Here is an 18093-nt window from a genome sequence, read left to right as displayed (position 1 = left end):
GCCTTCAGTTACTAGCAATATTATACCATAATTAGAATTAGTTATAGTTTATAATTTATTCCGTTTGAAAAACATATTAGGATTATATAATGAGATTAAGATTATATAAAACGCCACTATATATAACAAATTTGGAATGTTTAGGGCGTTAAGCTATCTTATAAATAGACTTCAATATAATAACTTTGACACCCAAATTTCTATGATTTTCTGATTGTTATTAAAACGCGTTTTTCGTGTGCCACAAATGAATCTAATCATTCAGCCGACATAGCTGAAAAGCCATAAAAAGTGAGCATGAAAAAATCAAATAGGTAACAGAAAAGAGATGCGAAAGAAGATGTGCCAGTAAAAGAAATACATACCACTATTAATGCAGGATCCTTTAAATATAGCATTAATTTAGATATAAAGTCGTACTGTTTATTAAAAAGTTGTACCGTTTTAAAGTTATTTAAACTGTTTACAAAAAAATTTACGGTCTTATTTCTTTAATAATAAATTAGAAAAAGTATGAATCCACATTAAGTAACTAAAAATAATTTAAATGTTATAATGAAAAGTTATAATTTTTGAAATGCACTCCCAATTGTTAGATACAGTCTAACAATTGGGAGTGCATTTTTTTTGACTAAATTTACTTCAGAAGACAAATTGAATGTAGTCATACGTTAATAAAATGGACGTGAAAATATAAAAGATATCGTTAAATTATGGGGAGTGAATCATGAAGTGGTTCGTATGTAGATAAAACAATTTAAATATTATGAAATCCAAGCATTTGAAAAAGTTTATACAACGTATTCTGCGCAGTATAAACTAGACGTATTAAATTATATGATCGAGAATAGGACGTCTCAAACGAAACATCATTTATTTTTAATATCCCATTTAAAAAAAGATAACAAAGTGGATATTTTATAAAAATATCCACTACTAATTAAATTTTTTATGTTGATGGACATAGGAAAGGATTCTATAAATATAAAAATAAGATTGACAACGAAAGATTACAAGTGTAATATTCAGTTACAGATTACAAGTGTAATCCGAGGAGGGTGTAATTTAAACTAATGAAAGAATTACCTAAAATTTCGGAAGCTGAATTAGAAGTAATGAAAGAATTGTGGTCAAAATCTCCACAAACGGCAAATGAAGTAATTGAAGTGTTGGAGGTGAAAATGGATTGGAAACCCAAAACGATTCGAACGTTGATTAATCGATTAGTTCACAAAGAAGCAGTTGCTTATCACCAAGATAAAGGGCGTTTGTACTCTTATTATCCTTTGGTTTCGCAAGATAGTTATTTACAAGTAGAAACAAAATCTTTACTTAAACGTTTCTATGGTGCAGCATTTAAACCTTTACTTGTGAATTTTTTAAAAGAAGAAAAACTGTCTTCAGAAGATATTAACGAACTTAAACGTATTCTAGATGAGAAAACTGAGGAAAATCAGAGGAAGGATAGATTATAGTTGTGGAAAAATTTGTTGATATTTATCTACCTGCATTTTTTGATTGGGTGATTGAGACCTCGGTTATGGCTAGTATATTAGTGGGCCTAATCTTGTGTATCAAGGTCTTGTTTAGAAATAAATTAACTCCACGCTGGCAATATATGCTATGGATCATATTAATTATAAGACTTGTATTACCTTGGTCGCCAGATAGTTCCTATAGTATCTATTCTGTTCTTACTTACAAGAGTGATGATGCATTCATTTCTAGCCAAAACCCTGTAGCTAGCTTTCTTACAAAAGAACGTATGCAAGAATTAAAAGATATAGACAATAAAAAGTTACTCACAAAAGAAGATACTTATACCACAAGTTCAACAAAAATTGGTCAGGTAAACAAGACACAAACACACAGTAATGAAGATGATGAGACGATTTTATTTTATACAATCTTTATATACATTTGGCTTACTGGCGTTATCCTTCTAAGTGTTGCTACTTTTGTAATGAACAGGCGTTTATTACTTTACATAAAAAAACAGCCTGTTATTACAGATGAGAAGATTGTTCAAATTTTTGAAAAGTGTAAGCAATCTATGTCTGTTCAAAGGAATATCCCATTGCTTGTATCTGGAAAGGTTTCCAGTCCGACAGTGTTGGGGTTTATTAAGCCAAAGTTGTTATTATCAACTGTACATATGAAAATATTAGATGAACAACAGTTACGATATATTTTTCATCATGAATTAGCTCACATCAAGCGAAGAGATGTTGGTGTAAATTGGCTTATGCATGGCTTACTAATTTTAAATTGGTTTAATCCCATTCTATGGTATGCCTACTCATGTATGCGAGAAGATCAAGAACTAGCATGCGATGCATTAGCCCTTACATATATAGATTCAGCGGAACAAATTGCGTATGGACATACTATTATTAGTCTTTTGGAACATTACTCAAGTTACTATAAAGTACCGAGTATGGCAAATTTCAGTAAAAACAAAAGGATGTTAAAAAGGAGAATTTTAATGATTAAAAAATTCCAAAAAAAATCGTATCGTTGGTCTGCACTAGGAGCTGTAGCAGTTATTGCTGTATCATCTGTATCCTTATTAAATGCCCGGGCTGATATGCCGACTAATTCTGAGAAACAACAAATAGAAGTGAAAAATAATATGAAAGAATCAAAAACGCAAACCGATATTCCTATACAACAAATTGTAGAAAAAATGATTGGTACAAAAAAACAGGCAGAAGCAGAATTTTTTGTTTCCGAAGGAGACTATAATACTTTACTTACAGAGATTGGAGTGGCGAGGAATCTGTTTACGAAAGAAGAATTTGATCGATTCATTACATTGGAAACAGAAGCACATATTTTAGATAAAAAAGTAAGGCAAGTAGGAAGTCCTGAAAAGTTAGACCCAGAAGAGGAAAAAAAATATGAGAAAAACAGTGAAGAAATTGGACCATTTAGAGAGAAAATTCATTCGCATTTTAGATTAACTAAAAAGGAAGCACAGAAATATGTTGATTTTCCAATTAACACCCCAAGTTATGTGGTAAAAGGGTTTAAATTAACTGGAGAAGGTGTTCAAACACCGATGACTACTGGAAAAATGAATCCCGATTTTATTTATGAATATCAAAATGAAAGTAAAGATAATGTATATATTGTGCACCAATCTGCAGTTACTGCTGAGGGAATAGAATTCTCGAATAAAAAAGCGGATTATAATGAAAAGGTAACAAATTATGAATTAGAAGGTACAAAAATAACCTTAGTTGAAAGTCTTGATACAGAGGAAACCTATAAAGTAATGCAAATGATTGTTCCTGCAAAAGGAAAGAATAGCGCTTTTCAAGTCATAATTCTTGCAGGTGATTTAAGTAAAGAAGAAACAGAGAAAGTTATGCTGTCCTTTCTAAAATAAAAATAGAGTCTCAGGATCCCGTTCTTGAGGCTATATTTTTTAGCTTAAACGAAACCTATAAGTGGGAAGAGAAATTAGTATAGTCTATATAATAAAAAAGTAAAATGATATTTAGTTTTGCTAGCTTGATTGAGGTGGATAAAAAATAACAATTTAAAACATAAATTGAATCTAGGTAGGTATATTGTATGGAGAACAGGAGGGAGTATAATTCAAAAAGAAGTAATGGAAGAATACTAGCAAATGGTGATGTATTTTACCGCTATCACCTGGATCTCAAGTAAAACCTCATCATTTAGATATAGTTTTACGTGCCCTTTTATAATAAATGCTATTTCTTCACCTTTATGTGCCACAGGCTCCATAGATGAAGCGGTTTGAGGTAGCTGATTGATTAAAGCCAATTCCAGTGATCCATCTAAATTAGGAGATAATAACTCATACGAAACATTACCGCTTTCAGGGAAAGTTATTTTTATCTTTGGTTAGCTCTTACAACTAATTCTTCTGTATTGGTATCTTCCAAGAAAAAATTTAATAAAAGAATATTTAATGCTACAGAAATTAACTTTAGTGTTTGTAAGGGTGGATTCGTGATCCATTGCTCAATCTTACTTAACATGGAAGGCGTTGTATCAGCTATTTCAGCTAAATGTTTACTAGTTAATCCTGCACCTTTTCGAAATGCCATAATTTTTTGAACAACATTAATATTGTTCATATAAATAATCTCCATTAAATAAGTGGAGTATATTAAATTTGAATTAATTTTATTTACTTATACTTAATGTAATGTTAATATATTTAATTAAAATAAATTAATATTAATTTTCAAACTGTCAACTGATGCGAAACCGTGGAAAAAAATCTACTTAGAAGTAAAGGGATTACTGTTATTGAATATACAACAGACTATAGTAAAGCGATAGAAAAAGAAGAATACAAGCTAATAATGTATTCTTGAGTTTTTAAAGGACGTGAAATGAACATGAAACCAGTTTTAAAATATATAATTATTTCCCTTGTTTTTTCAATAGTAGGGGTGTGTTGGGCGCTGTTTGACATCTTTATGTTAGATGCAGACTGGCTATTGATTTGGATAGGTGTATTAATGGCATATCTATCGTTGTATATTGTGATAGGTCTATATAGTAGAAAAACGTACGATTCAAAATTGGCTAAAGTGCTTCTAAAAACAATAATTACAACCTTTAGTTTTGGAGCATTAGGAATATCATTCGGAGTTGTACACGAGATATTAGGACCATTGAGTCTTACTTTAATGACATGGTATTGGTTTATAATGATATTTTTATATTTAATACCCATAATATTATTATCGATTTTAGTATTGGTAAATAGTAAAAATCATAATTTCCCTGGGGTATATAGTATACTTATAATTCTAAATATACTTCTTACGTTATGGCCGTTATTATGGCCATTATTTATTAATTTTATGGGATCTGGTATGAATGCAAGTGCAGGATGGTAGCAGCTCACAGATTATAAAAAGATTAAATGAAAAAGGTTATGAATTTGAAGCTTATAACCGAATAAAAAAAAGGATGAATAAGTTAAATGAATGGAATAAGAAATTAATATAGGGTTTAAATATTGGTAAGAGTGTGTTTAGCTAAATATATAACAACACGCTCTTTTAACTGGCTATTTTTTATTATTTGAATTTTTAAAAATAATATTGATTAAATGAAAAGAGAGTTTTGCTCTCTTTTTTTTGCATTTCAGCAAAACCTTATTAAATGTGAAGTGAAAATTCATTTGGAATTTATATTAGTAACGAAAGATATTCAAGAAGTATCTACTTTCGTGTCTAAAAAGTATCTACTTTCGTGTCTAAAAAGTATCCATTTTCATGTCTCAATAACGGGACATGAAAGTCTAAACTTTTTGAACATAGGACAAGAAACTCTAAACTACTTAGCCAATAATAATACAATAAAAAGAAAGTAAACTTTTACCCAAAAGTTTACTTTCTTTCAATCACTGTGTTTATAACATTTCTTCATATTTCGAATAAATATCCAAAAAGGATACATTCAAAACACTGTTATTTTGGTTGTTATGAACAATTGCTACTTTTACATAAAAAACAGTCGAACAGCTTAAGAATTATATTTACGTGTCCGATTAACTAAAATGATTTATCAAATCAAAAAAGAGAGTGAGGCAGATGAAAATAAAATTCAGAGTTGGTAAGTTGAAAGTGTATTTCGAGATTAACAGAGCTACATTTAAATTAATAGACGAGTTAATAATGAGGTCGCGCCAACTAAACGCGAACTTCGTATGCTAAGGAATTTCTAAGTTAAAAACCTGGGTTTTACCGTACGTTAACAAATTTCCATAAACGACATTTAATGTTTGTTATGGGATTTTGTTTTTAGTAATGAGTTTAAGAACTGGTTTTTGGCCGTATTTCTTTCAGATATCATCCTTTATTTATTATATATAGTTTGGAAAAATTACCATTTACACACAATCAGTATTAGTGTATTATTCATCTAGTACACTAATACTGAGGAGGGAATAAATGGGAATTGATTTTTCTCCTAATATCCCGATTTATATTCAGGTAATGGAATACATAAAAAAGGAAATTGTAACAGGTCGTTTAGCACCGGGTGATAAAATCCCAGCTGTACGTGAACTAGCCAGTGAATTACAAGTGAATCCCAATACGATTCAACGCACATTTCAAGAGCTAGAACGAGAAGGTATTGCTGTGACACGAAGAGGAACAGGGAGATTTGTAACGAGTGAAGGAGAAAAGATTACTGAACTACGCAAAGAAATGGCAACAGAGTTGCTTGATAATTTTATAAATGGAATGGACAATTTAGGATTTACGAAAGAAGAAATTCTTCCAATCCTCCATTCTTCATTAGAAAAGAAAAGGAAGGAAAACGAATGACAGAGTTATTAAAAGTTGAAAATCTGTGGAAAAGATATAACTTAAAAACAGTGCTTCAAGGTTTAAGTGTAACAATTTCTGAAGGGAAAATTATTGGTCTTGTTGGTGATAATGGTAGCGGAAAAACGACATTATTAAAAATGATTGCTGGTTTGCGTTATCCTTCTAAAGGAACTGTCACAATTGAAGGTCAGAAGGTAGGAATAGAAACAAAGAAAACTGTTTCATTTATGCCTGATAGTCCTGTTTTTGACGAGTGGATGACGATAAAAGATGCTGTAGTTTTCTATCGGGATTTTTATAGTGATTTTGATTTTCATCAAACAATGGACTTAATAGCTGAGTTTAAAATGCCATTAGAAGAGCATATAGTTGCTTTATCAAAAGGTGAAGTGGAAAAATTACAACTTATCTTAACTTTCTCCAGGAAGGCAAAGTTATATATATTAGATGAGCCATTGGGTGGAATTGATCTTGTTTCTAGAAAACATGTACTAGATTTAATTCTTAAATTTTACCGAGAAGATTGTACCATTCTCATTTCAACTCATTTAATAGAAGAAATCGAAAATATATTTGATGAAGTAATCTTTTTAAAAGACGGAACTATTATATTACATGAAAACGTAGAGGAAATTCGTTTTCATCACGGGAAAGCAGTACATGAGTTATTTAGGGAGGTATTTGAGCAATGAACCCACTTTTTCTCTATTTATATAAGTGCAATAGAAAAAAATAGCAGTCTTTTATTCTGGTTTTATTATCATTTCTTTACTCCTTTTATTTAGTACGATAGGACTCTCAAGGGTACTACCTCCGTTTATAAAGGATTTAGTATTACTCATATACCTAATAATAATTGGTATAGCTGCATTTTTACTTCTTCTAATAGCGCTGCCTTCTTTCAATAAAATATTAAAAAATTCTATGATTCGTTATACAGCCTTCCCAACCCGAAAATATATATATACGAATTTATTATTTTTTACATTAATGTTTATTATTTTATTAGGTATAGGCTTAATTTTTTCATATTATTTTTCACAAAGTCTTTATGATGGAAAAGTAATTGATTATAATCCGAGTCTTTATGGTGGGGAAGTAACCGGAGAATTTCGACAAGAATATCACAAGTTGTATAGTTACGGAATCTTCCACCACATATTTGCTTTTCTTTTATGGGGAATCGATTTCATGAGTATCCTTATTTCTTGTTATTTTATCATAGCCATTATAAGGCTGTTTCCAGTGAAGTCATGGATGAGTAAAATAATTTTATTCATCATTTTCGTTGCTATCTTTTCAACAATACAAACAATAGTAATGAATGTGTTAAGTAAATTAGAGAAATATGCAGTTACTATTAAAAGTTCTGGGTTCATGGATAAGAATGATTTTTTTGATACATCATTTTACCCTATTGAAGATTTCACTATTTTGGGTCTATGTTTTACTTGCTTGTTAATAATTGTACTCGTAGCGATTACAGGTCGCATTATCAATAAGAAATTAGAGATATAAAAAATCACTTTATAAGTAAAAGATATTTTGGGAGGAAAGCATGAGAACATCTAATCCAATGTTAAAAAAAGACAAATTCCATGAAGAGAAGACAAGTGCTTCTACGATGACAATAGGTGGAACGATAGGAAAAACATTCATTTTGCTTATCTTACTTCTTGGAGCGTCTGTCTATTCCTACGTACAGATGACACAAGGGACAATGAAAATACCCGTGTTAATTGGAATTATAATAGTTACTCTAATTGTCGCTTTTGTGGTTATATTCATTCCGTGCATATCCCCAATTTGCGCACCGATTTACGTAATATTACAAGGGGTTTTATTAGGAAGTATTTCAGCATATTATACAATGCGCTTTGGTGATTCTATCGCTTTAACTGCCGTATTACTAACAATTTCGATTTTATTTTCCATGTTAGTGTTATACGCAACTCGAATAGTAAAAGTAACTAAAAAGTTTCGTGCGGTTGTAACGGTTGCAACACTTGGAATTTTTATTATGTATTTTATTGTTTTCTTATTGAGCATCTTAGGGGTGACTGTTCCATATATTCATCAAGGTGGGACAATTAGTATTATCATAAGTGCAATTGTAATTGTTGTTGCTGCATTAGATTTATTACTAGATTTTGATTCAATTGAACATGGTACTCATAGTGGAGCACCAAAGTATATGGAATGGTACAGCGCAGTAGGACTTATGATGACATTAGTATGGTTATATCTAGAGATCCTTCGTCTGGTTTCTTACATTATGAAAAACAAAGACTAGAAAACATCCTGCATGGTTCAAACATGCAGGATGTTTTTGTATTTCGTAGTATCAATTAGGTCACGTTATGTAGAGAAAGAAAAATTTCATTTAGAGGGTACTTCAAAACTTTAGCTTGATGGTGATGTGGTGCTCCCCCACATCCATCAACTTAAGGATTTAGACTATTCTTAAACATAAAAGCACGTTACTATTCTCTTATGTTAATGAGAAAGGGTGACGTGCTTTTTATGAATATGCATCAAAAACAAGAGCTGTCTTTATTTGCCGAAGAGTTATATCGATATATGTCTCCCGCTACACTTAATCAATTAGCTATAGAAGCAGGCGGGATGAAACGAAAACGCAAGTGCCACGGGCACCATTTCTTATCTTTGTGTGTATGGTTAAATCAACAAATCGCTACTACCTCTCTTACTCAACTTTGTAGTCAATTAGAAACTTCAACAGGAATTTTATTAAGTCCGGAGGGACTGAATCGACGATTTAATTCGGCTTCAGTAGCCTTCTTTCGCACTGTATTTACTACACTTCTACAAGCTAAAATTGGAGGAGTATCTAAGATTTCTCATTCTCTTTCTTCTTATTTTGAACGGATTCTCGTCCTTGATTCTACAACCTTCCAAGTTCCAAATCGATTCGCAACTACTTATCCTGGTGCCGGAGGATGTAGTCATACAGCTGGTGTGAAAATTCAACTAGAGTATGACTTGTTGAGTGGAAAATTTTCTGATGTGGAAATTGAACCAGGAAAACGAAGTGATCAGGCATATAGTGCGACTCGAACAGGCATGGCACAAAAGAATGAACTATATATTCGTGACTTAGGATATTTTCGTCTACAAGATTTTAAGTCTATTCAAGATAAGCAAGGATATTATTTATCACGTCTTAAGTTACCAACTAAAATATATAGAAAAGAATTCGAAACAGTCGTATTTAAAACAAAACCCGCTCAATTGAGACCGGTATATATACAAATTCATTTGGAAGACATCATGAAACAATTACAACCTGGCCAAGTGTATGAATTACATGATGTATATGTGGGGAGTAAAGACAAACTGCCTACTCGCATTGTAGTTTATAGATGTACCGAGGAGCAAAAACAGAAACGCCTACGTGATCGAGCTATTCGCGAAAAGAAAAAAGGAATTACATATACAGAGCGTACAAAACTTTTACAAGGCATTACGGTATATATGACAAACATTCCTACGGAATGGGTACCAAAAGAGAAAATTTATGATCTATATTCACTGCGTTGGCAAATTGAACTGTTATTTAAAATATGGAAATCTTGGTTTCAAATTCATCGTTGTAAATCTATTAAACAAGAACGCTTAGAATGTCACCTGTATGGGCAACTCATTAGTATTCTATTATGTTCTTCTACTATGTTTAAAATGCGAGAACTCCTGTTACGTAAGAAACAGAAAGAGCTAAGTGAATATAAAGCGATGTACATAATTAAGGATTATTTTTTACTTTTTTACCAAGCATTACACAAAAACACCCAAGAATTATCAAAGGTTCTCCTTCGTCTGTTTAACCTCCTACAGCACAACGGACGAAAATCTCATCGATATGAGAAAAAGACAGTCTTTGATATTTTGGGTGTTGTATATGAGTATACCACTTCTACTCATCAGGTAGCATAGTAAAAAAATTGAAGCCCGTCAGGGTTTATTTGATATGCCAACTTTTATAAAATCCAGAAAAGATAATAAAAAACTATATGGAAAGAACACATTTTGTATAAAAATATACCTTAAGTTGATGGATGTGTGGTGCTCCCCCATCCCCATCAAGCTAATAGTTTTAATTACCCCCATAACGAAAATTTTATGCATCGTTAACTATTGATAATGATAGGTTATGTTAATAAAAATTGTATGGGTGATATATCATAAGTATTTGTATTTCGAGTTATAAATTGTTATGATAAACTGGTTAATTTAGGGAAATAAAGGAGGGGAAATATGGATTTAATCAAAGAAGTGACTTTATTAAGATATCAATTTAGACTTATGCAAAGTATGATTCAGTCAGATGAATTCCCATTTTATAGATTTGTTATAGATCATGAATTTGAAGAAGAACAAGTAAATGCCTTAAGAAAAATTTTAATTGCATTTCATGATCGATTAACTAGAGAAGAAGTTTCGATTTTTGCCCAAAACGATCATTTATTTTCTAAATTTAAACTTCCTTTAGATATGCTATACAGCCCAGAAAAGCCTAATTTAGATGAGTTTAAACTATATATCACTAAGATTTTTTATCAAGAATTTGAATTGAAATACTTATTATTAAGTTTAAAAAAACAATGTATTTTTGTGAATGTCTGTGATTATCTTTTAGAGCAATTAAAAATAATTAATAACGTTTGATTATATAGATATATAAAGGTGATATAAATAATTATTAAACGGCTATTTGGTACCGTTACATCGATATAAAACTAAGGTTTTGCACTATCCATAAAGCAAAAAAGGCGTTATCCTTTCTGTAGAATTATAGGAAAGGATGGCGTTTTTTATGTCTGTTTCTGTGTCTGATGAATTACAACTATTTGCTCAAGAGATTCAAAGTTTTTTATCTCCAAATACCTTACGGGATCTTGCTAGAGATGTTGGTTTTGTACAACGAACTAGTAAATACCAAGCAAAAGATTTAGTCGCTTTATGTATATGGATGAGTCAAAATATCGCTACAACCTCTTTAGCTCAGTTATCTAGCTGTTTAGAAGCATCCACAGAAGTACTTATCAGTCCAGAAGGACTGAATCAACGGTTTAATACATCAGCCGTTCAGTTTTTACAACATATATTGACTAACCTTCTAAATAAAAAATTAACTTCATCTATGCCACTTTCTTCTCCATACACCTCTGTTTTCAAGCGTATTCGCATTTTAGATTCCACTGCATTTCAGCTTCCAGATATATTTTCAACCATTTATCCTGGGGCTGGAGGATGTAGCCATACTGCTGGGATGAAAATTCAACTTGAATATGACCTATTAAGCGGACAATTCCTGCATATCCATACAGGTCCAGGGAAACAACATGATCGAACCTACGGTTCTCTGTGTGTTCCAACTGTAGCACCAAATGATTTATGTATCCGTGATTTAGGGTATTTTCATTTAAAAGATCTTCAACATATACAAGATAAAAAGGCTTACTATATCTCTCGTATTAAATCCAATACACGTATTTATCAAAAAAATCTCACACCTGATTATTTTCAGGATGGAAGCATCAAGAAAGGTACAGAGTATATACAGATAGATATGGAGGTATTAATGAACTCTCTCCAACCAGGAAAAACCTATGAAATATCCGATGCTTATGTAGGAATGACTGATAAAATCCCAACTCGTGTGATCGTTCATCGGCTAACAAAAGAACAACAACAAAAACGATTACAAGATCAAACTGTAAGAGAAAAAAAGAAAGGAATGAAGTACTCTGCTCGTAGTAAAAGACTTAGCGGTATCAATGTATACATGACCAATACCTCTACAGATATTGTCCCGATGGGACAAGTACATGATTGGTACTCTTTACGTTGGCAAATCGAGATTTTATTTAAAACATGGAAATCATTCTTTCATATTCAGCATTGTAAAAAGATAAAACGAGAAAGATTGGAATGTCATTTGTATGGGCAACTGATTGCCATTCTACTCTGTTCGTCTACTATGTTTCAAATGCGACACTTACTTCTTATGAAAAAGAAACGAGAACTGAGTGAATATAAAGCCATATATATGATTAAAGATTATTTTCTTCTTATTTATCAAGCTACACAGAAAGACACCCAAGAACTATCAAAGATTCTCATTCGCCTGTTCAACCTCCTACAGCAGAACGGGCGAAAATCCCATAGATATGAGAAAAAAACCGTCTTTGATATATTAGGTGTCGTTTACAATTGTACCATGTCTGATGATCAAGCGGCCTAATTCAAAAAATGAAACCCGATAGGGTTTATTTCGCATGCAACTCTTTAAATTCTCTACACCTAGCTTTTAGAAAAAAGAAACAAGTTCTACTATACTTGACGTTGTAAGGGCTTAGCTTGATAGCGATGTGGTGCTCCCCCTATAAGCTCAATAGGTCATAGTTGGAAAAAAGTAAGGCTATGGCCTATTTTTACACGTATCTCGGTTGTACCCCTTTAACCGATGAATATTGCAAGTAAGAACGGCCCATTCAATATTTTCTATTCAAATATGATAGAATGAAGATATATCCAAAACGGAGGGAAAACAAATGAACTCAAACACAAAACAGTTTATTTATGATATCCAGCAAAGAAAGAACAATTATATAGAAAATGTATTAATAGCAATACAACACCCTCAAAAAGAGCAATCTGAACAAGTCATTCAAAATATAGTAGAGAAGATGGATATGATGATTAGTTTAGTTACTACTTACATGGCTATTGAATCCGAATCTACAAAAGAATTAAAAGAGCTTCAGGAAGAACTTATTCATGCTCAAGCATATATTCAAAAACGGAAATTTGAAGAAACACAGAGATAAAACCCTGTGTTTTTACTTGGTGGACTATGACATTAATTTTTTATAAATTTGATTATTGCTTTGGCATAATCCATACAATTTGTTGAATGCGTACAATATATGGCGCCGTATCTTCAATGAGCAAATGATCTGGTTTCACATCCTTTAATTTACCTCTTATATTGCCTCTTACAGTTTCAATAACCACATGTTTACCAATTACTGATTGTAATGTCTGATATACATAGGGATTAGGCACACTTACCATATGTTGTTCACTCAAGTCATTTCCTTTCGAATAACTCATTCTATAAGACTCCTTTCTAACTTGCATTCTTTCTACTAATATATGATATAAATCTTATAAATATGCTAGAAGGATAATTCATTATAGGAACGAAAATACCATTTTAATAGAGTACGGTTTCTATTTCTACGTTGCTAAAAAATAATTTATATAAAGTTACTTTTACTAGTTAATAGGAGATGATAAAGGGATATTTTGAATATACATCTAGGTTGTTCGTTTCTGGATATGTATCATTTTAAATACGGCCTTTATTAGAATAGTGCTCATACTTTTTTTGAGATTCTTTCGTAATACGTGCGTTAAGTAAAATTGCTAACAATAAAAACACTCCATATTTTCCTCCTGTAGCTCCTATGATAATCACACTACTACAAACAAGTATAATTAATAGGATAAACGAAACTGAATAAATACGGTCATAATTCTTTGACATCTTTTCGTATTTTATGCGTTCTTTCCTTGCATTCATCTAAATTCCTCCTTTAAATTACCCATTTCACTATCAAATAAATCTCACCCTTAAAAAGGAAATAATATAACGTTATGTAAATTAGTTTGTTTTTTTATCAACTAATTTATATAACGTAAAAAGAAACCCTACCAATATTAAGCTTTCCATTATGATAATTCCGACCCTCTCCTTCCTTTTAATCCCAACACATCAAATAAAAGTTGCAGCAAACAAAAAGGATCATCCCTTTTCGTAAAGGATCATCCTTTTCTTCATTCAACAATTTTCAGGTATTCTTGATTGATTAAAATAACAGCCGGTCCATCTACAACAATTCCACCAACTTCAATTTTTTCATAAGGCTCAATCTTAATAGAAGTAATCCCTTTCCGCTTCTTTAACTCGTTACTTAATTCTTGCGTTGGCATGCGTTTCATATCTTCACCCCTTCTTATTGTTTCATTTAATCTTATTATGTTAAATAAATTGTAAAAATGGTTTCTAGTTCTAGAAATCCCATCAATTTGTATCGTTGACCATATATTTAGATGTTACCAACTCGCGTATCTCTCTTATGAAAAGAAGATAAGCAATTACTATTCACTGTCTCAGTGAATGTAAAAATTCTTAAAGATAGAGATGAGATTGATTGTTTTTTCTTTTAGAAATAATGACTTAGATATATATACCTAAAACAATGAAAGCCCTACCTCTCTTTCATCCTTACGGCTCCTTGTCCGTGCCAGTGTGAATCAGGATTGCAAAAATTCAAGTGACTATTTGATCGAGTTATTTAATGAAACTTCGAACGTTCGTAAAAGAAATTTAAAAATAAAAATGGATTAGATTGAAGTAATAACAAAAGAGGTTCCTACTCTAAAAGTGAGTTGAAGAAATTGAATGTCTTTGAAATGAGTTGCTTTTAATACTCATCATATTCCCGAAAGATTTAGAATGTTTTTAGAGGATATAACGCAGTATTTATAATGAACCTTAACAGAAACTTTTTATTTGATTTTCAGTGATTCCTTTAATTAATTCTAGTTCACTGACCAAAAATCTATATGCATCATCCAACAATTTTTTTTCGCTTGTATTGAGTGCTTTTTCTTTCTTCATACGCATTAAATCCCGTACAACTTCAGCACCTTCTTGTATTTCACCCGTTTTTATTTTGTCCGTGTTCACCTTATGCCTTTGTTTCCACGGCAGTAATTTACAGGATTCTTCATGCTGAAAAATGTGTATAATGTGCTTTAATGCAAGTATATCAATAACTGGGCGTATATTCGAATTCAATATTTTACCCGTAGGAATCATGACTTGCATATTACTGATCGACATTTTTATGACAAAATACTGTTGTTTTTTTCCTGAGAATTCTTTTTCTTCTATGGCTTCAATTATACCTGCTCCGTGCATTGGATAAACAATGTTATCGCCAATTTGAAACATATAATCCACCTCCATATATGGTAACCTTCTTAACTTTAACATATATGTGTTTTTTTATCAAATATTTTATAATATCATAAAATTATTTTTGTTGTCAATTACTTTTTCTTTAAAAATCAAATCGAATAAAAATAGCACAAAAAACATAGGGAGTGTGTCAGATTTCCCATAAAGGGAAGGGGAATTTCCCCTCGTATATTCTGAAACCTCTACTCATTAACGTAGATCAGTTTTTCCCTTGAAAACGACCAAATCGATCCCTTATTTTTTTCAATCTTGTGTGGTAATCCAAAATCTCAATTCTTGCTTTTTCAGCTAGAGGTGCAATTGGTCGTAGGGCTTTTAAACCCCAATACTCAATCACTACATCAAGTACTTGATCAAAATATTGTAGTGGTCCATAGTTCGCTTCTTTTGCAATTACAGCCATTCTATTTTCAAAATCAGGCATGACGGCACCTGGCATTTTAAAATTCTTAATTACATTGGCAATATGATAGCAATAATTAGGTTCTAATTCCAAATGTGTTCGAATGACGTCTCGATAAAAAGCATAATGAAGAGTCTCATCTTTGGCAAGACGACGTAATAACGTAGCAAGATCTGGATCATGCTTACTTGCAACCTTAGCAACATTATTGTAAAACACCATTGTTGCAAGTTCTTGTAGCGTCGTATACGTCATAGCTTCGATTGGTGTATGAAAATCAGGTTCAAATCCCCCCTCAACGACTGACTTTCTTAATTCATGTATTCGTTTAGGATTCACACTTCGAGTGAGTAGTAAATATGTCTCCAATAGATTCGAATGTTGATCCTCTTCTGATGTCCAAGTATGAATAAAGTCTGTAATAACAGAGAGGGAGCCTTTAAAAGTCGCAGATAAATACGTGGTAAACCAAGGTAAATTCACTTCTGTTAATAAAGCTGTTTCAATGGCTGTAATTACACCAGTAGGAAGAGTAACTTGACTTTCATCCCAAGGAACTCTTTTAAAGTCCATTCCCTTATCCCATGGTAAAAACTCATGATAACCCCAGTCTATCTTCTGCGCTCTAATTTTATGTTGTTCATACAGTTCTTTTAAACGTGGTTCTAATCGGAAATCTAAATCATTTGTTAGCATAAAAGTCCCCCCATTTCTTATCACAGATAGTCATTCTATTTTTACTCTTAAAATTTTCTACAAATAAATATTACGTTCCTTTTTTTAAGTCAAACATAATAAATTTGTAACAAAACCTTTTAAGAGCGCTATATTTTTATAGGATTTTTTTATTAAAAGAGGGACCGTTATATATTTTCCTTTTTATAAAATAGATACTGAGGCATACAATATGTTAGTTAGCCTAAATAGAGAAACTAACCTCAGTAAATTCAGAATAACATTCATGGATGAAGATACTCGTCATGTTATAAATCTTCGTGAGTGTAAAAAGGTGCATGCTTATAAAGAATCATTTTATAATAAAGATAGATAGTGTTTTATACACATTAACAACTTATTTAGATGTAAATCCAATATATTAGATTAAGCACTTGAAGACCAAATAAAGTGGATGAGATAGCATTAAACGACAAATCCCAACTAGAACAATGTACATTGGCTATGTATGGTGAGTTAGACCAAATTTTGTTATACAACAAAAAAGGGAAGAGGCGATAAACATGCAGTCAACAGAAGCGCATATGAAGGAAAAACAACGTAGAGAAAAAATAGAAATTATATTTAGTCACAGGGTAAAAGGGGAGAGTTATTTTCACGGCTCTTCCTATCAATGGAAAAACATTGTATATCAAAATTATGATAGAATACAACAAAAAGAGATGGAAGTTGAACAACTCATTTCGAAAATGGAAAAAGCAGGGGTTCGTTTTACGCAGCACCGTTCACTCATATACTATCCCGTCATTGATTTTGTAAAATATATAGCTAAGATTTATAAGGAACCCCTCGAAATACAATAATCATATTTAAAGGAAACATTTATAAAAGGTTTATTTTCGAGGCTTTTTTAACTAAAACCTTAAAAAATCATTACTACATTCTTTTTATTTTCAATACTCATCGGTTTTGTTATAATATCAACCATAGCGTATTATATTCGTTTGTATATTTTCATATTTTGGGGATTTTATTACACAAAAAGACAACTCTTAATTGGAGTTGTCTTTTATTTTTTTCGATATACACAATACTATTCTGATACAAAAACATCAAGATTCTTACAACCAAAGAAAAAGTAGGATTTCTAATAAGAAAGATCCTACTTTATTTCCTCATATTCCGTCATTATTTTATGAAACGTGTTTTTCTTTAGCTCTAACATTTACATAAACATAGTAGCCGTCTTTTCTTCACCTTTACATTTATTACAAAAAATGTTATTATTAAAATGAATTATTTTTGTTCGGTGTAAAGGATTTGTAACTTTTCACCTTTATGATCACTGAGAGCAAGGATAGTATTACATTGTGTGTGTTTACACACTAGGAGGCAATACAAATGGAAAAAGGTAATGTAAAATGGTTTAATGGCGAAAAAGGCTTCGGATTCATCGAACGTGAAGGTGGAGACGATGTATTCGTTCATTTCTCAGCGATTCAAGGCGAAGGTTACAAAACTTTAGAAGAAGGTCAAGCAGTGACTTTTGATTTGGAGCAAGGTCAACGTGGACCTCAAGCTTCAAACGTACGTAAAGCTTCTTAATTTTACAA

General features: G+C 31.6%; 17 protein-coding genes and 4 pseudogenes. 14 read left to right on the top strand and 7 right to left on the bottom strand.

The window, feature by feature from the left end:
• Positions 1-747: 747 nt before the first annotated feature.
• From NST86_RS34950 to NST86_RS29775, 3 genes and pseudogenes are all read left to right on the top strand, one after another.
• A pseudogene (locus NST86_RS34950) lies at positions 748-890 on the top strand (IS3 family transposase); the annotation flags it as partial.
• 183 nt (positions 891-1073) lie between these two features.
• Positions 1074-1475, top strand: a complete 402-nt coding sequence (locus tag NST86_RS29780) for a BlaI/MecI/CopY family transcriptional regulator (protein WP_000661419.1) — start codon at positions 1074-1076, stop codon at positions 1473-1475.
• Positions 1472-3391 (top strand): M56 family metallopeptidase, encoded by a 1920-nt coding sequence (locus NST86_RS29775; RefSeq protein WP_086423425.1) that lies wholly within the window; start codon positions 1472-1474, stop codon positions 3389-3391. Before NST86_RS29780 ends, NST86_RS29775 begins: the two co-directional genes overlap by 4 nt.
• A 252-nt stretch (positions 3392-3643) precedes the next feature.
• Here the strand turns inward: NST86_RS29775 and NST86_RS29770 are convergent.
• A pseudogene (locus tag NST86_RS29770) lies at positions 3644-4112 on the bottom strand (helix-turn-helix domain-containing protein); the annotation flags it as partial.
• 267 nt (positions 4113-4379) lie between these two features.
• Between NST86_RS29770 and NST86_RS29765 the strand changes: the two are divergent.
• The 9 genes and pseudogenes from NST86_RS29765 to NST86_RS29725 all read left to right on the top strand — a co-directional run bounded on the left by NST86_RS29765 (position 4380) and on the right by NST86_RS29725 (position 13180).
• Positions 4380-4886, top strand: coding sequence for a DUF3902 family protein (locus NST86_RS29765; protein ID WP_061663971.1), 507 nt, complete (start codon positions 4380-4382; stop codon positions 4884-4886).
• Between the two features lie 1059 nt (positions 4887-5945).
• Positions 5946-6326, top strand: a complete 381-nt coding sequence (locus NST86_RS29760; protein WP_086423424.1) for a GntR family transcriptional regulator — start codon at positions 5946-5948, stop codon at positions 6324-6326.
• Positions 6323-7021, top strand: a complete 699-nt coding sequence (locus NST86_RS29755) for an ABC transporter ATP-binding protein (RefSeq protein WP_340935085.1) — start codon at positions 6323-6325, stop codon at positions 7019-7021. The genes NST86_RS29760 and NST86_RS29755 overlap by 4 nt, the downstream gene beginning before the upstream one ends.
• Positions 7018-7847, top strand: a pseudogene (locus NST86_RS29750) (ABC transporter permease). Before NST86_RS29755 ends, NST86_RS29750 begins: the two are co-directional and overlap by 4 nt.
• A 40-nt stretch (positions 7848-7887) precedes the next feature.
• Entirely contained in the window at positions 7888-8622 is a 735-nt protein-coding gene (locus NST86_RS29745; RefSeq protein WP_086423423.1) for a Bax inhibitor-1/YccA family protein, read from the top strand.
• Positions 8623-8852: 230 nt separating this feature from the next.
• Entirely contained in the window at positions 8853-10283 is a 1431-nt protein-coding gene (locus NST86_RS29740) for an IS4 family transposase (protein WP_086423324.1), read from the top strand.
• Between the two features lie 321 nt (positions 10284-10604).
• Positions 10605-11015 carry a DUF1878 family protein gene (locus NST86_RS29735; protein WP_086423311.1) on the top strand — a complete coding sequence of 137 codons (411 nt, stop codon included), beginning with the start codon at positions 10605-10607 and terminating at the stop codon, positions 11013-11015.
• A 148-nt stretch (positions 11016-11163) separates the two neighbouring features.
• Positions 11164-12594 (top strand): IS4 family transposase, encoded by a 1431-nt coding sequence (locus NST86_RS29730; protein ID WP_086423312.1) that lies wholly within the window; start codon positions 11164-11166, stop codon positions 12592-12594.
• Positions 12595-12904: 310 nt separating this feature from the next.
• Positions 12905-13180, top strand: a complete 276-nt coding sequence (locus NST86_RS29725) for a hypothetical protein (RefSeq protein WP_001087724.1) — start codon at positions 12905-12907, stop codon at positions 13178-13180.
• A 52-nt stretch (positions 13181-13232) separates the two neighbouring features.
• Here the strand turns inward: NST86_RS29725 and NST86_RS29720 are convergent, their stop codons facing one another.
• The 5 genes from NST86_RS29720 to NST86_RS29700 form a co-directional block, all read right to left on the bottom strand.
• Entirely contained in the window at positions 13233-13466 is a 234-nt protein-coding gene (locus NST86_RS29720; RefSeq protein WP_000122390.1) for a YuzF family protein, read from the bottom strand.
• A gap of 238 nt (positions 13467-13704) precedes the next feature.
• Positions 13705-13938, bottom strand: a complete 234-nt coding sequence (locus NST86_RS29715) for a hypothetical protein (protein WP_000993974.1) — start codon at positions 13936-13938, stop codon at positions 13705-13707.
• Between the two features lie 254 nt (positions 13939-14192).
• A complete protein-coding gene (locus tag NST86_RS29710) occupies positions 14193-14357 on the bottom strand; it encodes a BC1881 family protein (protein WP_000827566.1) in 165 nt (54 codons plus the stop codon).
• A gap of 556 nt (positions 14358-14913) precedes the next feature.
• Positions 14914-15375 carry a CarD family transcriptional regulator gene (locus tag NST86_RS29705; RefSeq protein ID WP_176342981.1) on the bottom strand — a complete coding sequence of 154 codons (462 nt, stop codon included), beginning with the start codon at positions 15373-15375 and terminating at the stop codon, positions 14914-14916.
• Between the two features lie 226 nt (positions 15376-15601).
• Positions 15602-16501, bottom strand: a complete 900-nt coding sequence (locus tag NST86_RS29700) for an acyl-ACP desaturase (protein WP_000957108.1) — start codon at positions 16499-16501, stop codon at positions 15602-15604.
• 542 nt (positions 16502-17043) lie between these two features.
• On the opposite strand from NST86_RS29700, the gene NST86_RS29695 reads away from it, so the two are divergent.
• A complete protein-coding gene (locus NST86_RS29695) occupies positions 17044-17343 on the top strand; it encodes a hypothetical protein (protein ID WP_001191997.1) in 300 nt (99 codons plus the stop codon).
• A 299-nt stretch (positions 17344-17642) separates the two neighbouring features.
• Here the strand turns inward: NST86_RS29695 and NST86_RS29690 are convergent.
• Positions 17643-17750 (bottom strand): annotated as a pseudogene (locus tag NST86_RS29690) (integrase); the annotation flags it as partial.
• Between the two features lie 131 nt (positions 17751-17881).
• Between NST86_RS29690 and NST86_RS29685 the strand changes: the two are divergent.
• Positions 17882-18085, top strand: a complete 204-nt coding sequence (locus NST86_RS29685) for a cold-shock protein (RefSeq protein ID WP_000410775.1) — start codon at positions 17882-17884, stop codon at positions 18083-18085.
• Positions 18086-18093 lie beyond the last annotated feature (8 nt).

It is taken from the genome of Bacillus sp. FSL L8-0199 (assembly GCF_038005705.1).
Classification (GTDB): Bacteria; Bacillota; Bacilli; order Bacillales; family Bacillaceae_G; genus Bacillus_A; species Bacillus_A cereus.
Note: the sequence above shows the minus strand (reverse complement) of the source record. Positions and strands in the feature narration are given on the sequence as shown.

Coding starts and splice junctions, on each gene's coding strand:
- NST86_RS29745 (WP_086423423.1), top strand. CDS start 7,888: ATGAGAACATCTAATCCAATGTTAAAAAAAGACAAATTCCATGAAGAG.
- NST86_RS29725 (WP_001087724.1), top strand. CDS start 12,905: ATGAACTCAAACACAAAACAGTTTATTTATGATATCCAGCAAAGAAAG.
- NST86_RS29755 (WP_340935085.1), top strand. CDS start 6,323: ATGACAGAGTTATTAAAAGTTGAAAATCTGTGGAAAAGATATAACTTA.
- NST86_RS29705 (WP_176342981.1), bottom strand. CDS start 15,375: ATGTTTCAAATTGGCGATAACATTGTTTATCCAATGCACGGAGCAGGT.
- NST86_RS29735 (WP_086423311.1), top strand. CDS start 10,605: ATGGATTTAATCAAAGAAGTGACTTTATTAAGATATCAATTTAGACTT.
- NST86_RS29765 (WP_061663971.1), top strand. CDS start 4,380: ATGAAACCAGTTTTAAAATATATAATTATTTCCCTTGTTTTTTCAATA.
- NST86_RS29720 (WP_000122390.1), bottom strand. CDS start 13,466: ATGAGTTATTCGAAAGGAAATGACTTGAGTGAACAACATATGGTAAGT.
- NST86_RS29685 (WP_000410775.1), top strand. CDS start 17,882: ATGGAAAAAGGTAATGTAAAATGGTTTAATGGCGAAAAAGGCTTCGGA.
- NST86_RS29710 (WP_000827566.1), bottom strand. CDS start 14,357: ATGAAACGCATGCCAACGCAAGAATTAAGTAACGAGTTAAAGAAGCGG.
- NST86_RS29780 (WP_000661419.1), top strand. CDS start 1,074: ATGAAAGAATTACCTAAAATTTCGGAAGCTGAATTAGAAGTAATGAAA.
- NST86_RS29695 (WP_001191997.1), top strand. CDS start 17,044: ATGCAGTCAACAGAAGCGCATATGAAGGAAAAACAACGTAGAGAAAAA.
- NST86_RS29715 (WP_000993974.1), bottom strand. CDS start 13,938: ATGAATGCAAGGAAAGAACGCATAAAATACGAAAAGATGTCAAAGAAT.
- NST86_RS29730 (WP_086423312.1), top strand. CDS start 11,164: ATGTCTGTTTCTGTGTCTGATGAATTACAACTATTTGCTCAAGAGATT.
- NST86_RS29700 (WP_000957108.1), bottom strand. CDS start 16,501: ATGCTAACAAATGATTTAGATTTCCGATTAGAACCACGTTTAAAAGAA.
- NST86_RS29740 (WP_086423324.1), top strand. CDS start 8,853: ATGAATATGCATCAAAAACAAGAGCTGTCTTTATTTGCCGAAGAGTTA.
- NST86_RS29760 (WP_086423424.1), top strand. CDS start 5,946: ATGGGAATTGATTTTTCTCCTAATATCCCGATTTATATTCAGGTAATG.